The organism is Pseudomonas sp. Pseusp15 (genome assembly GCF_059492165.1).
On record NZ_CP168523.1, the window covers coordinates 5,722,244 to 5,737,598 of the forward strand.

Here is a 15,355-nt window from a genome sequence, read left to right on the forward strand (position 1 = left end):
ACGGGTGTGCTGAGTGCCGAGCTGAAGGCGTTTTACATGGTGGCCCGGCTGGGCAGCATTACCCTGGCGGCGAAAAAGCTCGGCCTGAGCCAACCGACGGTGACGACCCAGATCCGGCACCTGGAAAGCCAGTATTCGGTTGAGCTGTTCTACCGTGGCGGCCGCCGCCTCAGCGTCAGCGACGAAGGTGCGCGGCTGTTGCCGATGGTCAAGGCACTGCTGCAGCAGGAAGCCGATATCGAGTTCTTCCTGCGTAACAGCGGTCAGGTCCAGGGCACGTTGCGCATCGCCGCCACGGCGCCGTATTACATCCTCGATCTGGTGAAGACCTTTCGCGAGCGCTTGCCGCAGGTGGAGGTGTCGGTGGAAATCGGCAACTCCCAGCAGGTGCTCGAAGCGCTGGAGGATTACCGGGTCGATGTTGCCGCGTCCTCGCAGTTGCTCGACGATGCGCGGCTGATCCGCCGGGTGCTCGGCAGTGATCCACTGGTGTTGGCGGTGCATCGCGATCATCCGCTGGCGGTGCATGACCATGTGCCGCTCAGTGCGTTGGCTGGGTATACCTTGTTGATGCGCGAGTCGGGCTCGACCACCCGGCGCTTGACCGAAGAGTTGCTGGCCAGTGCCGGGGTGAGTTTCGGGCCGCTGCTGGAGATTGGCAGCCGCGAGTCGATTCGTGAAGCGGTGTTGCGCAACATCGGCATCAGCATCATTGCCCGGCAGGAAGTGCCGCACGATCCGCAATTGCGGGTGCTGACCCTCGAGAATGCGCCGCAGATTCTCGAGTACCTGTACTGCCTCAAGGAGCGAAAAGGCGCCCGGCTGCCGGCGGCGTTTCTCGGACTGGCGCAGGAAATGGCCCCGGCGTAGATCCCTGTGGCGAGGGAGCTTGCTCCCGCTGGACTGCGCAGCAGGCCCATTTTCTGGGGCCGCTTCGCAACCCAGCGGGAGCAAGCTCCCTCGCCACAGGTTACTCATCGCTCGTTCTACCCAACCCAAATCCTTGAATACCACTATCGGCCGTTTTTGCCTCGTTGCCACATGACGGACGCATTGCAAACCTAGGATGGCCCTCATCTGCTTGATGAGGCCTGTCCATGAACCACTCGATCGCAACTGCCCTGACCAACCCCGGCGCGCCGATGAAAGTGCGCGGCGTGCAGAAGCGCTTCGGCGCGTTCACCGCGCTGGATAACGTTTCCCTCGACGTGGCGGCCGGTGAACTGGTGTGTCTGCTGGGGCCGTCGGGTTGCGGCAAGACCACCTTGCTGCGCTGCATCGCCGGCCTTGAGCGCCAGGACAGCGGCGAGTTATACCTCGGTGATCGCGACGTTTCCCACCTGGCGCCTCAGGCCCGGGACTACGGCATTCTCTTCCAGTCCTACGCGCTGTTTCCCAATCTCACCGTCGAAGCGAACATCGCCTACGGCCTCTCTAGCAGCAGTCGCGATGAAGTGCGCCAGCGCGTCGGTCAGATGCTGGAGCTGGTTGGCCTCACCGGCAGCGAGAAAAAATACCCCGGCCAATTGTCCGGCGGCCAGCAGCAACGCGTAGCGCTGGCCCGGGCTCTGGCGCCGGCCCCTTCCTTGTTGCTGCTGGACGAACCGATGTCGGCGCTCGATGCCCGGGTCCGCGAGCATCTGTGCACCGAGTTGCGCCAATTGCAGCGCAACCTCGGCATCACCACCCTGATGGTCACGCACAATCAGGACGAAGCCATGCTGATGGCCGACCGCATCGCCGTGATGAACAACGGCAAGGTCGAGCAGTACGCCACACCGCAGGACATCTACGACCGCCCGGCCACACCGTTTGTGGCGGAGTTCGTCGGTCAGGGCAACTGGCTGCCGTTCCGCCGAAGCAGCGACAGTCATGCCCTGGTCGGCGGGATGCACATGCGCCTGGCCGATGGTAGTGCGAAAACCGCGTCGGGCCGCTTGTTCTGCCGCCCCGAGGCGATCAACGTCAACCCGCTGGTGCATGAAGAAAACCTGTTCCCGGCCAAGGTTCGCGAAATCACTTTCCTCGGCAATCGTTGCCGCATGAGCTTCGAACTCGATCAGCTGCCGGGTCATGCATTGCTGGCGGAACTGGCGCCGGAAGCGATGCCGCGTCTCGGTGCGCAGCAGATCATGGTCGCCTTGCCGCCGCGTAGCCTGCAGGTGTTCGCCTGATGAGCGCGAACGTCGCGCTGCCGATACCGCACAAGCAGCTTCGGCAGGCCTCCCGTGCCGAGATCGGCGACCGGCTGTTCGTGGTCGGCGGCAAGCTGCTGTTGTTGGTGTTGCTCTGTGTGGCAGTGTTGATGCCGTTACTGGCGATCTTCTGGCGCGGGTTCAGTTCGCAGGCCGGGCAGGGCGGTGGTCTGGTGGCTGCCGGTGAATTGCTGACCAGCGCGAATTTCCATTGGTTGCTGGGTAACAGCCTGAAGGTTTCCCTCAGCGTGGCGGCGATGGTCGTACCGTTGGCCTACCTGTTTGCCTACGCCCTGCAACGCACGTTGATTCCTGGCAAAGGTATCTGGCGCGGCATGTCGCTGCTGCCGTTGATGGCGCCGTCGATGTTGCCGGGGATTGCGCTGGTTTATCTGTTCGGTAATCAGGGCCTGTTGCGCGGTCTGTTCTCGGACAATATCTACGGTTTCTGGGGCATTGTGCTCGGCGAGGTCATCTACACCTTCCCGCACGCCTTGATGATTTTGCTGTCAGCGCTGTCCCTGGCGGATGCGCGACTGTTCGATGCCGCCTCCAGCATGGGCGCGAGCCCGGCGAAAGCCTTTCGCAGCATCACTTGGCCGGCGACGCGTCAGGCGGTGTTCGCAGCGTTCTGTCTGGTGTTCACCCTGACCATCACCGACTTCGGTGTGCCCGTGGTGGTCGGTGGCGACTATCAGGTATTGGCGCTGGAAGCCTACAAAGCGGTGGTCGGCCAGCAACAATTCGGTCGCGGCGCACTGATCGGCATGGTTCTGCTGCTGCCGGCGCTGTTCAGCTTTGGTGTCGACGCCTGGCTGCGTCGGCGTCATGGCGATTCCATGAGTGGTCGGGCGCAAGTCTTTCAGCCAATGCCGTCGAGGCTGCGCGACGGTTGTTATCTGGCCATCGTGCTGCTGATCTGCGCGGTGTTGCTGCTGGTGTTCGGCATGGCGGTGTACTCGTCGCTGGTGAAGTTCTGGCCGTACAACCTGTCGCTGTCGCTCAACCATTACCAGTTCAACGACACCGCGGGCGGCGGCTGGCTGGCCTATGGCAACAGCGTGAAGATGGCGTTGTGCACGGCGTTGATCGGCAGCGTGCTGATCTTCACCGGCGCCTACCTGATGGAGAAAACCCGTGGCCAGCGCGGGCTGAATCTGACACTGCGCATGCTCAGTTTCGTACCGATGGCGGTGCCGGGGCTGGTGCTGGGCCTGGGTTACGTCTTCTTCTTCAACCTCAGCGGCAATCCGCTGCATGTGCTCTACGGCAGCATGACGCTGCTGGTGGTCTGCACCATTGCTCACTATTTGACCACCGCGCAAATGACCGCCACCACCGCGCTGCGCCAGCTCGACGCCGAGTTCGAAGCCGCCGCGCTGTCGCTCAAGGCGCCGCTGTATCGGCATTACCTGCGAGTCACCGTGCCGATCTGCCTGCCAGCGTTGCTGGACATCGTGCGCTACCTGTTCGTCTCGGCCATGACCACCGTTTCGGCGGCAATCTTCCTCTACAGCCCTGACACCATCCTCGCGGCGGTGGCGGTGCTGAACATGGACGACGCCGGCAACGTCGGCGGTGCGGCGGCGATGTCGACCCTGATTCTGTTCACCTCGGCGGGCGTGTCCCTGCTGCTGGCCTGGGCCTCGCGCGGTTTATTGCGCCGCTCCCAGGCCTGGCGGCAGACCGCGCCCGGTCTTTGATTCACACCTTCAACTCACACAGGAATTGCACCATGTTCAAGCCCTTGGCCCTGGCCGCTGCTGTCCTCACCGCTTTCAGCCTGAACGCCTTCGCTGCGAAAACCGAGTTGACGGTGTACACCGCCCTCGAAGCCGAACAACTGAAGACCTACAAAGAAGCCTTCGAGAAGGCCAACCCGGACGTCGAGATCAAGTGGGTGCGCGACTCCACCGGCATCATCACCGCCAAGCTACTGGCCGAAAAAGCCCGTCCGCAAGCCGACGCAGTGTGGGGCCTGGCGGCATCGAGCCTGGCGATCCTCGATCAACAGGGGATGCTGCAAAGTTATGCGCCTAAAGATCTGGGAAAAATCGGCGGCAACTACCGCGACGCCGCCAACCCACCGGCCTGGGTCGGCATGGACGTGTGGGCGGCGACCATTTGCTTCAACACTGTCGAAGCCGAAAAGCAGGGCCTGAGCAAACCGGTCAGCTGGCAGGACCTGACCAAGCCTGAGTACAAAGGCAAGATCGTCATGCCCAACCCGGCCTCGTCCGGCACCGGTTTCCTCGACGTCAGCGCCTGGCTGCAAACCTTCGGCGAGAAGCAGGGCTGGCAATACATGGACGACCTGCACCAGAACATCGGCCAGTACGTTCACTCCGGTTCCAAGCCGTGCAAGCTCGCCGCTGCCGGTGAATTCCCGATCGGTATTTCCTTCGAATACCCGGCTGTTCAGCTGAAACGCCAGGGCGCGCCGCTGGACATCATCCTGCCGAAAGAAGGCCTGGGCTGGGAGATCGAAGCGACTGCCGTGATCAAAGGCACCGCGCATGAAGAAGCAGCGAAGAAACTGGCCGACTTCGCCGCAAGCCCGGCGGCGATGGAGCTTTATAAAGAGAACTTTGCGGTGCTCGCGCAACCGGGTATCGCCAAGCCGCAGACCGAATTGCCGGCGGACTATGAGCAGCGCTTGATCAAGAACGACTTTGCCTGGGCCTCGAAGAATCGCGACGAGATCCTGACTGAATGGCGCAAGCGCTATGACGGCAAGTCCGAGAAAGTGGCTGCCAAGTAACTGACTCACACCTTGTGGCGAGGGAGCTTGCTCCCGCTGGACTGCGCAGCAGGCCCCTTCTTTTCAGATAGAGAGGGGGGGCCGCTACGCGCCCCAGCGGGAGCAAGCTCCCTCGCCACAAAAAGCGGGATTATCTTCATGACACACCACAGCGACATGCTGATCGTCGGCGCCGGCATTCTCGGCCTGTCCCACGCCTATGCCGCCGCCAGGTGCGGCCTCAAGGTCAAAGTCTTCGAGCGCAGCGCCACACCATTGGGCGCATCTGTACGCAACTTCGGTCAGGCACTGGTCACCGGCCAGCCACCAGGGCCGATGCTCGAATTGGCCAGGGCCAGTCGAGAAATCTGGGGCCGATGGGCAGAACTTGCCGGCCTGCACCTCAAGCGCAACGGCTCGTACCTGTTCGCGCGTACCGAAGCGGAAGAACACCTGCTGGAAGCCTTCTGCGCCGGGCGTGCCGTGGAGCACGGTTACCGTGTCGAGCTGTTGCGCGGCAACCCATTGCGGGATTTATACGGCGGTCAATTCAGCCATCACCGCGCCGCGTTGCACGGCATGGACGATCAACAGCTGTATTCCCGCGAGGCGATGCCGGCATTGATCGACTACCTGCGCCGTGAGTGGGGTGTCGAGTTTCACTTCTCCACCCTGGTGCGCGACATCGAGCCGGGCCGCTTGCACAGCACCGCCGGCACCTTCAGCGCCGAGCAGATCATCGTTTGCTCCGGCCACGATTATCAAACTTTGCTGGCCGAGCCGATTGCCGAACTCAACCCGCAAATCTGCCGCCTGCAAATGCTCCGCGCCCGGCCGCAGATCAACCTCAACCTGCAACACGCACTGCTCACCGGTCTGAGTTGCGTGCACTACGGCGCCTTCGCCGATCTGCCGGAAGCTGCGGCGGTACAGGCGCAAATTCTGCGCGAGGCGCCCCATCTGCATGAAAACGGCATTCACCTGCTGATCAGCCCGACACCGTACGGTGAGTTGATCATCGGCGACTCCCACCATTACGGCAGCGATCCATCACCGTTCAATGCCGAACAGGTGGACGACTGGATGCTCGATCTGGCCGAGCAGACGTTGGGCTGCAAAGTGCAAGTGGTCGAGCGCTGGCAGGGTGTTTACGGTTCACGCGGCCCCGGCCCGTTTTCTTTTCTGCGTCCGATGCCGGGTGTGAGCGTGGCGCTGATGCACTCCGGTGTCGGCATGAGCGTCGGGCCGGCGTTGGCGGAACGTAATGTCGCCAGCTTATTGGGAGACAGTTGATGGACCACCATCAGCAAGTGATCGCCGAGGTGTTCGGTCTGTACGAACGGTTTGGCGATAACGACTACATCGGTGAACCGGTGTCGCAGATCGAGCACATGTCGCAAGCGGCCGAACTGGCGATGGCCGAGGGCTTCGATGATGAAGTGGTACTGGCGGCGTTCTTTCACGACATCGGGCATCTCTGTGCCGAGGGGGCCGAGAGCATGGGTGGCTTCGGGGTGGTCAGCCATGAGCGTTTGGGCGCTGATTATTTGCGTCGGGCCGGTTTCAGCGAACGCATGGCGCGGCTGGTGGAATATCACGTGCAGGCCAAGCGTTATCTGACGCTCAGAGAGCCTGGGTACTACGAGCGTTTGAGTGAAGCCAGTCGGCGGACGCTGGAGTATCAGGGTGGGGTGATGAGTGCTGAAGAGGCTGAGGCTTTTGAGCTCGATCCATTGTGCGAGGTCAGTCTGCGGATGCGTCAGTGGGATGAGTGCGCCAAGGACATGGACGTGCCGGTGATGGACCTCGACGTCTTGAAACGCAAGGCTGCGGGCCTGTTGTCCGGCGTTCTGCGCTGAGTTGTCTGACACACGATAGGGAATCGGTTTATGGATCAACGCGCGTCGAAGCATCAATCTGGCCTTTTCGCAAAGGAGCGCATGGATGCATTTTTTGAAAGTGATTGCACAGGATCGAAGCGGGAAGGGCTCGGCAGATACCGTCGTTTTCCAGTTCTTTGAAGGTGAACAGTTGCAGCGCGAGGCGACGGACGCGGATCGTCAACAGCTCAAGTTGTTTGGCAAAACGTACTTGAAATGCGCCTGGTATAACGCGGATGAAGCTGAGGAGCGGCACTTGCGCATCTTCTCGCAGAATCCATCCGCTGACGGTACGCCTGAGACGGTACGACTGCATTTTCATGACGGACCGAGGATTGCCTACAAGGCTGCGGTCCGCGATCTGGATAACGATGGGGTTTTTGAGTGGGTGTTGAGCTCGGATGTGGACAATGACGGGCGAGCGAACAGGACCGATCGTAGCCGTGTGAAGGCATTGGCCAAAGAGTTTCTGAAACTGGATTGGCGCTGACGATCGTTGGTTAGAGCTGCTGCGCCAACACCTCAACCTGCTCCTGCCGCTCCGCCTGATTCACCTTCGAATGAGGATTGAGCGACGACCACTGCGGATGTGCCCGAGCCTTGTTCAGCGCTTCCGGCAGTTTGCCTTCGCGCCAGGTTTTGTCCTGTGGTGTGGCGACCTGAATGCTGTCCATCGCCGCGTGCCCGCGCTGGTTCAGGGCTTGCAACAGTTGTCGCTGACGCAGGGCCAACAACCGCAGCACGCTGTCGTCGACAGTCAGTTCTCGCTGGCCCTTGATCTTGCCCAGCAGGCGGCTGCCGTAACTGCGGGCGGTTTGCAGGGCGCCGCCGGCAATCGCTCCGGCCAGTGCCGCCGTGCCGAGGGTCAGGCCGCCCACCAGCAAATCGACGCCGGCCCCGGCCGCCGCGCCAGCCGCGATGCCACCGCCGACCCGTACACCGAGTTGTTTCAGGGTTTCCGGGTTGAACAGGTCATCGCCCCAGCGACCATCGAGCAGCGGCAGGTCACTGGCCGCCGCGTCCTGTGGGCGGAAGGCGTAGAGCTTGAGCAAGGCTTCGACGCAACGTTGTTCACGCTGACGCACCGCTTTGCGCAGTTCGCTGATCGCTTGCTGTTCCTGCTCCGCCTCGCTGGCGACACTGCGGCGGCAGGCGGCGCAATCGATCAATAAATCGGCAATCAACTGCGCTGCACTCTGCTGACGGGCCAGGCGTTGGGCCTGCTGATCGGCGATCAGGCGTTCCAGTTGTTCGCGGGAGTTTTCCAGCAGCAGCGCGAGGCTTTCATACAGTCGGCGTTCGCCATCTTCCGGCGGCGCGACGCTGTCGAACCGCACCAAGGCATGCAAGCCCAACCGCGCCAGGGCTTCACGCCAATCCGGTTCGCGCTGCTGGGCGCTGCTGACAAAATTCAGCACTGGCAGCAGCGGTTTGCCGCAACTGGCCAGCACTTGCAGTTCGTCGCGGTACTTGGCCAGCACTGGCTCCCGAGCGTCGATCACATAGAGGCCGGCGTCGGAGGCGAGCAATTGTCGCAACACCTTGGCTTCCTGTTCGAAGCGCTGCCGGGCTTCGCTGCCCTCAAGGAAGCGCGCCAGCCGCGCCGGGCCGTCGAGGCGTTCGCCGGGCCGTTCCAGGCGCTCGAGGTAGTCGAGCAGGGCGATGGCGTCTTCCAGGCCCGGCGTGTCGAACAGATCGAGCAACGGCTCGCCGTCTACCGACAATCGCGCGCCTTCGACGTGGCGCGTGGTGCTGGGGCGATGGGAGACTTCGCCGAAGCCGACATCCCGCGTCAGCGTTCGCAGTAACGAGGTTTTGCCGACGTTGGTGTGGCCGACCACGGCGAGTTTCAATGGCCGTTTCCAGGCATCAGTCATGACCCGTCTCCAGCCAGCTCAACGGCGCGCAATCGGCGAATGGCAAGTCCAGTTGTTGCAGCGCAACGTGCCAGTCGCCCAGGCGTTCGGCATCCAGCGCTTCGCCGGGCGGCGCTTGCAGCAGCCACACGCGGGTAGCCGTAGCACTGCGAGCCAGTTCGGCAATCAGCGCGAGGCTGCCACGGTCCGGCGAACGCCGTGGATCGCAGGCGATGGCCAGGCGGGCCGGGGGAAAGCGACTCAGCTGTTCAAGCAGTTTGTGCCGGGATTCGCGGCTGTCGAGGATGCCGGCGTCGTTGACGCTTTTCGGCAGCTGCGGTGGCCAGGGGCGTTGATCGTCCAGCTCGATGGCCACCAACAGTGCGCCATCGCTTTGCAGATCGCTGGCCGCGCTTTCAACCCGGTGAAGTTGCTCAGGCGCGGCATCGCTAATACCCAGGCGTTCGCTGGTGGGCATCAGCCGTTCGCGCAGTTGGGCGTAACCTGGCAGGTTCAAGTCCAGATGCAAGGCTGCCTGGCCGGTTTTCCAGCGCCACCGGCAGAACACTGCGAGCAGCAAACGCGGTAAAACGCCGTACACCAGCAGCACGCCCACCAGCCACGCCGCCCAGGCCTGGCGGGCGCTTTCGATGTTCAGCGCGGCATCGCCGCTGGCGCGGATCATCTCCACGCTGGGCACACTGAAACCGAGCAAGGCCGGCAGGGCGCCGAGGGCCTGGGTCATGGCGACGAAGGTGTCGGCGCCGAGAATGGTGGTCTCCCAGACGAAGCCATAGCGCCGGGTCGCCATCAGCGTCAGCAGCATCACCAAGGCACTGAGCATCGCCAACAACCACAAGCCGTTGACCAGCACACCCAGCGCCCACCGATTGAGTTTCTGCCGTTGCAGCAACAGCAGCAGGGCTGGCGCCAGTTGCGCGGCGTTGGCATCGCGGGCGAGTTTTTCACTGAGCCACAACCACAAGCGTCCGAGAGCGGCGCCCTGTTCGCCGGCGAACACCAGGCCCAGGGCCCAGCTCAATAGCAGAATCAGGTTCAGCCCCAGCAGGCTGCCCAAGGCCCAGAACACATTGACCGGGGACTGGCCGTCGCCCAGCGCGGCAAACGCCAGGCCGGCGCCACTGATCACGGCCAGCACGGCGAGCACGATCAACGCCAGTCGCGCGCCTTGCAGCCAGTGTTTGAGGGCGCGGGTCTGCCCGTCGCGCTCGGCCAGCCACCGGGCGCGGCATTGAATACGCGTCGGCAGGTCGCCGCCGGCGCTACGGGCGACTCGGTTGGCTTCCAGATCATCCAGGGGGCCGGCGTGTTCTTCACGCAGGCGTATGGTTTCGCTCAGCCAGAGGTTTTGCAGGGGCGTCAGTTCAGTCACGCGGCATCCCGTCGCTTCATTGAGCGATGAGCATAACCGCTGTGACGCTTATCGGGGTAAGGGAGGCTCTGGTATCCTCGCCGGCATGACTAAATCACTCCCCCTCAGCCTGATCGCAGCCCTCGGTGAAAACCGTGTGATCGGCGTCGACAACAGCATGCCCTGGCACTTGCCGGGGGACTTCAAATACTTCAAGGCCACCACCCTCGGCAAGCCGATCATCATGGGGCGCAAGACCTGGGATTCCCTCGGTCGTCCGCTGCCGGGCCGGTTGAACATCGTGGTCAGTCGCCAGGTGGATTTGCAGCTGGAAGGCGCGGAGGTTTATCCGTCACTGGAGGCGGCCGTGGTTCGCGCCGAGGAATGGGCGCTGGAGCAGGGTGCCAATGAGTTGATGTTAATTGGTGGTGCGCAGTTGTATGCGCAAGGTCTGGAGCAGGCCGATCGGCTATACCTGACGCGCGTGGCGCTGAGCCCGGAAGGGGATGCGTGGTTTCCGGAGTTTGATGTGAACCAGTGGAAGCTGGTGTCGAATGTTCCGAATCCGGCAGAAGGCGACAAACCGGCGTATAGCTTTGAGGTGTGGGAGCGCACATAGATCGTTCCCACGCGGGAGCGTGGGAACGATCAGTACGGGTTAAGCGTGAGCCAACTCCGAATGCTCATCCGCATCCAACAGCGCTTTATCCGTCTGCTGCATGATCTGGCTGGTGATCGCCCCAGCGGTGATCGAGCCACTGACGTTCAACGCCGTGCGACCCATGTCGATCAGCGGTTCAACGGAAATCAGCAACGCCACCAGTGACACCGGCAAACCCATGGCCGGCAACACGATCAGCGCGGCGAAGGTTGCACCGCCACCAACCCCGGCCACCCCGGCCGAACTCAGCGTCACAATCGCCACCAACGTCGCGATCCACAAAGGGTCCAGCGGGTTGATGCCCACGGTTGGCGCAACCATCACCGCCAGCATTGCCGGGTACAGACCGGCACAGCCGTTCTGGCCAATGGTCGCGCCAAACGAGGCAGCGAAACTGGCGATGGACTGTGGAATACCCAAACGGCTGGTCTGGGCTTCGATGCTCAGCGGAATGGTGGCGGCGCTGGAGCGGCTGGTGAAGGCGAACGTCAGCACCGGCCAGATCTTGCGGAAGAAGCGCAACGGGTTGATCCCGGCGGCCGACACCAGCACGCCATGGACCACAAACATCAGGCCCAGGCCGATGTAGGACACCACCACGAAACTGCCGAGCTTGATGATGTCTTGCAGGTTGGAGCCGGCGACCACTTTGGTCATCAGCGCCAACACGCCGTATGGGGTCAGCTTCATCACCAGGCGCACCAGACGCATCACCCAGGCTTGCAGGGTGTCGATGGCGTTGATCACTTTCTGACCTTTCTCGACATCATCCTTGAGCAGTTGCAGCGCCGCGACCCCAAGGAATGCGGCGAAGATCACCACACTGATGATCGACGTCGGTTTGGCGCGAGCGAGGTCGGCGAACGGGTTCTGCGGGATGAACGACAACAACAGTTGCGGCACATTCAGGTCGGCGACCTTGCCCGCATAGTCGGTCTGGATGGTTTGCAGACGCGCCATTTCCTGGGTGCCGGCGACCAGGCCTTCAGCCGTGAGGCCGAACAGGTTGGTCAGGCCGATACCGATCAGCGCCGCGATGGCGGTGGTGAACAGCAGCGTGCCGATGGTCAGGAAACTGATCTTGCCCAGCGACGAAGCGTTGTGCAGACGGGCCACGGCACTGAGGATCGAGGCGAACACCAGCGGGATCACGATCATTTGCAGCAACTGCACATAACCGTTGCCCACCAGATCGAACCAGCCGATCGAGGCTTTCAGCACCGGGTTGCCCGCACCATAAATCGTGTGCAGGGCGATACCGAATACCACGCCCAGCACCAGCGCCAGCAGCACCTTTTTCGCCAGGCTCCAGGTGGTGTGACGGGTTTGCGCCAGGCCAAAGAGCAAGGCGAGGAACACCAGCAGATTGAGAATCAGCGGCAGATTCATAGAGGCTCCATAGACTTGTGCCAGCCACCTTCGTGTGTGACTGCGAACCGGTGAGCCTAACAGCTTGATATGTAATGATTTAATATCAAAAACAGCGGTCAACTGTCGTTTTTGGAATAAGCCAATGCCGCTATAAGGAATGCCGCTGACGGAATCAGGATGCAAGCGGTCGCGGGCAGGCGAGGACTGTCACACTTATTTGTTAGCGTCGATTTCTTTGAACCGGGGAGAAACGCCGATGAAGCTTGCACCGAAATTTCTTGCTGCTGCACTTGGATTGGGTTTGAGTCTTGGCCTTGCCGGCCAGGCGTTCGCTACCGACCTGAAGCACTGGCCAGCGGATCAGGCCAAGGCGCTGGACGCGATGATCGCGGCCAATGCCAACAAGGGTAACTTCGCGGTGTTCGACATGGACAACACCAGTTACCGCTACGACCTCGAAGAGTCATTGTTGCCGTTCATGGAAAACAAGGGCCTGATCACCCGCGAGAGCCTCGACCCCTCGCTGAAACTGATCCCGTTCAAAGACACCGCCGACCACAAGGAGAGCCTGTTCAGCTACTACTATCGTCTCTGCGAAATCGACGACATGGTCTGCTATCCATGGGTCGCCCAAGTGTTTTCCGGCTTCACGCTTCAAGAGCTCAAGGGCTACGTCGATGAGCTGATGGCGTCTGGCAAACCGGTGCCGAGCACTTATTACGACGGCGATGTGGTCAAGACCATCGACGTCCAGCCGCCGAAAGTCTTCACCGGCCAGGCCGAGCTCTACAACAAGCTGATGGAAAATGGCATTGAGGTCTACGTGATGACCGCTGCCTCCGAAGAATTGGTGCGCATGGTCGCTGCCGATCCGAAGTACGGCTACAACGTCAAACCGCAGAACGTGATCGGTGTGACCACGATGCTCAAGGACCGCAAGACTGGTGAACTGACCACGGCGCGTAAGCAGATCACTGCGGGCAAGTATGACGAGAAGGCCAACCTTGGCCTCGAGTTGACCCCGTACCTGTGGACTCCGGCAACCTGGATGGCCGGCAAGCAAGCGGCGATCCTGACCTACATCGATGAATGGAAAAAACCGGTCCTGGTGGGTGGTGATACGCCGAGCAGCGACGGTTACATGCTGTTCCACAGCGTCGACGTGTCCAAGGGCGGCATCCATTTGTGGGTCAACCGCAAAGACAAGTACATGACCCAGATTAACGGCATGATGGCCAAGCACGCAGCGGCCCAGGCGAAAGAAGGGTTGGCGGTGACGGCGGACAAGAACTGGGTGATCGTCAAACCGGAAGAGATTCAATAAGCGCTGTGATCTCGTTCCCACGCTCTGCGTGGGAACGATCAAAAAAATGCCCCGCACTTGGCGGGGCATTTTTTTGTTCGACGGTTAAGTATTACAGCCCGTCGAGCATCGCTTTGTTACGCACGGCACCCTTGTCGGCGCTGGTCGCCAACAGGGCATAGGCTTTCAGAGCGGTGGTCACTTTACGTGGACGCTTTTCCACCGGCTTCCAGCCTTTCTTGTCCTGCTCGACCCGGCGCGCGGCCAGTTCTTCGTCGCTGACCAACAGGTTGATCGAGCGGTTCGGAATGTCGATCAGGACCTTGTCGCCGTCCTGCACCAGACCGATCGCGCCACCGGCAGCGGCTTCTGGCGAAGCGTGGCCGATGGACAGGCCCGAAGTGCCGCCGGAGAAACGGCCGTCGGTCAGGAGGGCGCAGGCTTTGCCCAGGCCTTTGGATTTCAGGTAAGAGGTCGGGTAGAGCATTTCCTGCATGCCCGGGCCGCCTTTCGGGCCTTCATAACGAATGATCACGATGTCGCCAGCCTTCACTTCGTCGGCGAGGATGCCGCGTACGGCGCTGTCCTGGCTTTCGAAGATCTTCGCGTTGCCTTCGAAGACGTGGATCGACTCGTCGACACCGGCGGTTTTCACCACGCAACCGTCCAGCGCGATGTTGCCGTACAGAACGGCCAGGCCGCCTTCTTTCGAGTAAGCGTGTTCGACACTGCGGATGCAGCCGTTTTCACGGTCGTCGTCCAGGGTTTCCCAGCGGGTCGACTGGCTGAACGCGGTTTGCGTCGGGATGCCCGCAGGGCCAGCCTTGAAGAAGTGATGCACCGCTTCGTCGTTGGTCTGGGTGATGTCCCACTTGGCGATACCTTCGGCCATGGTCTTGCTGTGTACGGTCGGCAGGTCGGTGTGCAACAGGCCGCCACGGGCCAGGGAGCCGAGGATGCTGAAGATCCCGCCGGCACGGTGCACGTCTTCCATGTGGTACTTCTGGATGTTCGGCGCGACCTTGCACAGTTGCGGTACATGGCGGGAGAGGCGGTCGATGTCGCGCAGGTCGAAATCGATCTCGGCTTCTTGGGCCGCGGCCAGCAAGTGCAGGATGGTGTTGGTGGAACCGCCCATGGCGATGTCCAGGGTCATGGCGTTTTCGAACGCCTTGAAGTTGGCGATGTTGCGCGGCAACACCGACTCGTCGTTCTCGCCGTAGTAACGCTTGCACAGCTCGACGATGGTGCGGCCGGCTTGCAGGAACAGCTGTTCGCGGTCGCTGTGGGTGGCCAGGGTCGAACCGTTGCCCGGCAATGCGAGACCCAGGGCTTCGGTCAGGCAGTTCATCGAGTTGGCGGTGAACATGCCGGAGCAGGAGCCACAAGTAGGGCAGGCGCTACGCTCGTACTCGGCGACCTTCTCGTCAGAGGCGCTGGAGTCGGCGGCGATCACCATGGCGTCGACCAGGTCGAGACCGTGGCTGGCCAGTTTGGTCTTGCCGGCTTCCATCGGGCCGCCGGACACGAAGATTACCGGGATGTTCAGGCGCAAGGCGGCCATCAGCATGCCAGGGGTGATCTTGTCGCAGTTGGAAATGCAGACAATGGCGTCGGCGCAGTGGGCGTTGACCATGTATTCGACGGAGTCGGCGATGATCTCGCGGCTCGGCAGCGAATAGAGCATGCCGTCGTGGCCCATGGCAATGCCGTCATCCACGGCGATGGTGTTGAATTCTTTGGCTACGCCGCCGGCCCGTTCGATTTCACGTGCGACCAGTTGACCCAGATCCTTCAGGTGCACATGGCCCGGTACGAATTGGGTAAAGGAGTTGGCAATGGCGATGATCGGCTTCTTGAAGTCGTCATCTTTCATCCCCGTGGCGCGCCACAGTGCGCGAGCACCGGCCATGTTGCGACCGTGGGTGGATGTTTTCGAGCGGTAATCAGGCATGGAGCACTCCGGGCGGCAAATCA

13 protein-coding genes are annotated in these 15,355 nt (G+C 61.8%); 9 read left to right on the forward strand and 4 right to left on the reverse strand.

Annotation, left to right across the window (positions count from 1 at the left end; genetic code table 11):
* The first annotated feature begins 6 nt into the window (after nt 1–6).
* The 7 genes from ACEN8R_RS25830 (at nt 7) to ACEN8R_RS25860 (ending at nt 7,305) form a co-directional block, all read left to right on the forward strand.
* Entirely contained in the window at nt 7–870 is an 864-nt protein-coding gene (locus tag ACEN8R_RS25830) for a LysR family transcriptional regulator (RefSeq protein ID WP_495624445.1), read from the forward strand.
* 227 nt (nt 871–1,097) lie between these two features.
* Nucleotides 1,098–2,174 (forward strand): putative 2-aminoethylphosphonate ABC transporter ATP-binding protein, encoded by a 1,077-nt coding sequence (locus ACEN8R_RS25835; RefSeq protein ID WP_018928663.1) that lies wholly within the window; start codon nt 1,098–1,100, stop codon nt 2,172–2,174.
* The gene (locus ACEN8R_RS25840; RefSeq protein WP_018928664.1) at nt 2,174–3,898 is read left to right on the forward strand and encodes a putative 2-aminoethylphosphonate ABC transporter permease subunit; all 1,725 of its coding nucleotides are present in this window, start codon (nt 2,174–2,176) and stop codon (nt 3,896–3,898) included. The genes ACEN8R_RS25835 and ACEN8R_RS25840 overlap by 1 nt, the downstream gene beginning before the upstream one ends.
* A gap of 32 nt (nt 3,899–3,930) precedes the next feature.
* Nucleotides 3,931–4,956: a putative 2-aminoethylphosphonate ABC transporter substrate-binding protein gene (locus ACEN8R_RS25845; RefSeq protein WP_018928665.1), complete on the forward strand. Its 1,026-nt coding sequence runs from the start codon at nt 3,931–3,933 to the stop codon at nt 4,954–4,956.
* Between the two features lie 138 nt (nt 4,957–5,094).
* Nucleotides 5,095–6,228 (forward strand): TIGR03364 family FAD-dependent oxidoreductase, encoded by a 1,134-nt coding sequence (locus ACEN8R_RS25850; RefSeq protein WP_018928666.1) that lies wholly within the window; start codon nt 5,095–5,097, stop codon nt 6,226–6,228.
* The gene (locus tag ACEN8R_RS25855) at nt 6,228–6,794 is read left to right on the forward strand and encodes a phosphonate degradation HD-domain oxygenase (protein ID WP_018928667.1); all 567 of its coding nucleotides are present in this window, start codon (nt 6,228–6,230) and stop codon (nt 6,792–6,794) included. Before ACEN8R_RS25850 ends, ACEN8R_RS25855 begins: the two co-directional genes overlap by 1 nt.
* Before the next feature lie 85 nt (nt 6,795–6,879).
* Nucleotides 6,880–7,305, forward strand: coding sequence for a hypothetical protein (locus tag ACEN8R_RS25860; protein ID WP_018928668.1), 426 nt, complete (start codon nt 6,880–6,882; stop codon nt 7,303–7,305).
* Nucleotides 7,306–7,315: 10 nt separating this feature from the next.
* On the opposite strand, the gene ACEN8R_RS25865 is transcribed toward ACEN8R_RS25860, so the two are convergent.
* Both ACEN8R_RS25865 and ACEN8R_RS25870 read right to left on the reverse strand, forming a co-directional pair.
* Nucleotides 7,316–8,692: a GTPase/DUF3482 domain-containing protein gene (locus ACEN8R_RS25865; protein WP_018928669.1), complete on the reverse strand. Its 1,377-nt coding sequence runs from the start codon at nt 8,690–8,692 to the stop codon at nt 7,316–7,318.
* Complete coding sequence (locus tag ACEN8R_RS25870) at nt 8,685–10,064, reverse strand: DUF2868 domain-containing protein (protein WP_018928670.1); 1,380 nt, start codon at nt 10,062–10,064, stop codon at nt 8,685–8,687. Before ACEN8R_RS25870 ends, ACEN8R_RS25865 begins: the two co-directional genes overlap by 8 nt.
* A gap of 85 nt (nt 10,065–10,149) precedes the next feature.
* On the opposite strand from ACEN8R_RS25870, the gene ACEN8R_RS25875 reads away from it, so the two are divergent.
* Nucleotides 10,150–10,662, forward strand: coding sequence for a dihydrofolate reductase (locus ACEN8R_RS25875; protein WP_018928671.1), 513 nt, complete (start codon nt 10,150–10,152; stop codon nt 10,660–10,662).
* A gap of 39 nt (nt 10,663–10,701) precedes the next feature.
* Here the strand turns inward: ACEN8R_RS25875 and ACEN8R_RS25880 are convergent, their stop codons facing one another.
* Nucleotides 10,702–12,093 (reverse strand): L-cystine transporter, encoded by a 1,392-nt coding sequence (locus tag ACEN8R_RS25880; protein WP_018928672.1) that lies wholly within the window; start codon nt 12,091–12,093, stop codon nt 10,702–10,704.
* 238 nt (nt 12,094–12,331) lie between these two features.
* Here ACEN8R_RS25880 and ACEN8R_RS25885 point away from each other — a divergent pair, with 238 nt between their 5' ends.
* Nucleotides 12,332–13,399 (forward strand): HAD family hydrolase, encoded by a 1,068-nt coding sequence (locus ACEN8R_RS25885; RefSeq protein ID WP_018928673.1) that lies wholly within the window; start codon nt 12,332–12,334, stop codon nt 13,397–13,399.
* Between the two features lie 91 nt (nt 13,400–13,490).
* On the opposite strand, the gene ilvD is transcribed toward ACEN8R_RS25885, so the two are convergent.
* Nucleotides 13,491–15,332 carry a dihydroxy-acid dehydratase gene (ilvD, locus tag ACEN8R_RS25890; protein ID WP_018928674.1) on the reverse strand — a complete coding sequence of 614 codons (1,842 nt, stop codon included), beginning with the start codon at nt 15,330–15,332 and terminating at the stop codon, nt 13,491–13,493.
* Nucleotides 15,333–15,355 lie beyond the last annotated feature (23 nt).

Coding starts and splice junctions, on each gene's coding strand:
- ACEN8R_RS25835 (WP_018928663.1), top strand. CDS start 1,098: ATGAACCACTCGATCGCAACTGCCCTGACCAACCCCGGCGCGCCGATG.
- ACEN8R_RS25840 (WP_018928664.1), top strand. CDS start 2,174: ATGAGCGCGAACGTCGCGCTGCCGATACCGCACAAGCAGCTTCGGCAG.
- ACEN8R_RS25845 (WP_018928665.1), top strand. CDS start 3,931: ATGTTCAAGCCCTTGGCCCTGGCCGCTGCTGTCCTCACCGCTTTCAGC.
- ACEN8R_RS25850 (WP_018928666.1), top strand. CDS start 5,095: ATGACACACCACAGCGACATGCTGATCGTCGGCGCCGGCATTCTCGGC.
- ACEN8R_RS25855 (WP_018928667.1), top strand. CDS start 6,228: ATGGACCACCATCAGCAAGTGATCGCCGAGGTGTTCGGTCTGTACGAA.
- ACEN8R_RS25860 (WP_018928668.1), top strand. CDS start 6,880: ATGCATTTTTTGAAAGTGATTGCACAGGATCGAAGCGGGAAGGGCTCG.
- ACEN8R_RS25865 (WP_018928669.1), bottom strand. CDS start 8,692: ATGACTGATGCCTGGAAACGGCCATTGAAACTCGCCGTGGTCGGCCAC.
- ACEN8R_RS25875 (WP_018928671.1), top strand. CDS start 10,150: ATGACTAAATCACTCCCCCTCAGCCTGATCGCAGCCCTCGGTGAAAAC.
- ACEN8R_RS25880 (WP_018928672.1), bottom strand. CDS start 12,093: ATGAATCTGCCGCTGATTCTCAATCTGCTGGTGTTCCTCGCCTTGCTC.
- ACEN8R_RS25885 (WP_018928673.1), top strand. CDS start 12,332: ATGAAGCTTGCACCGAAATTTCTTGCTGCTGCACTTGGATTGGGTTTG.
- ilvD (WP_018928674.1), bottom strand. CDS start 15,332: ATGCCTGATTACCGCTCGAAAACATCCACCCACGGTCGCAACATGGCC.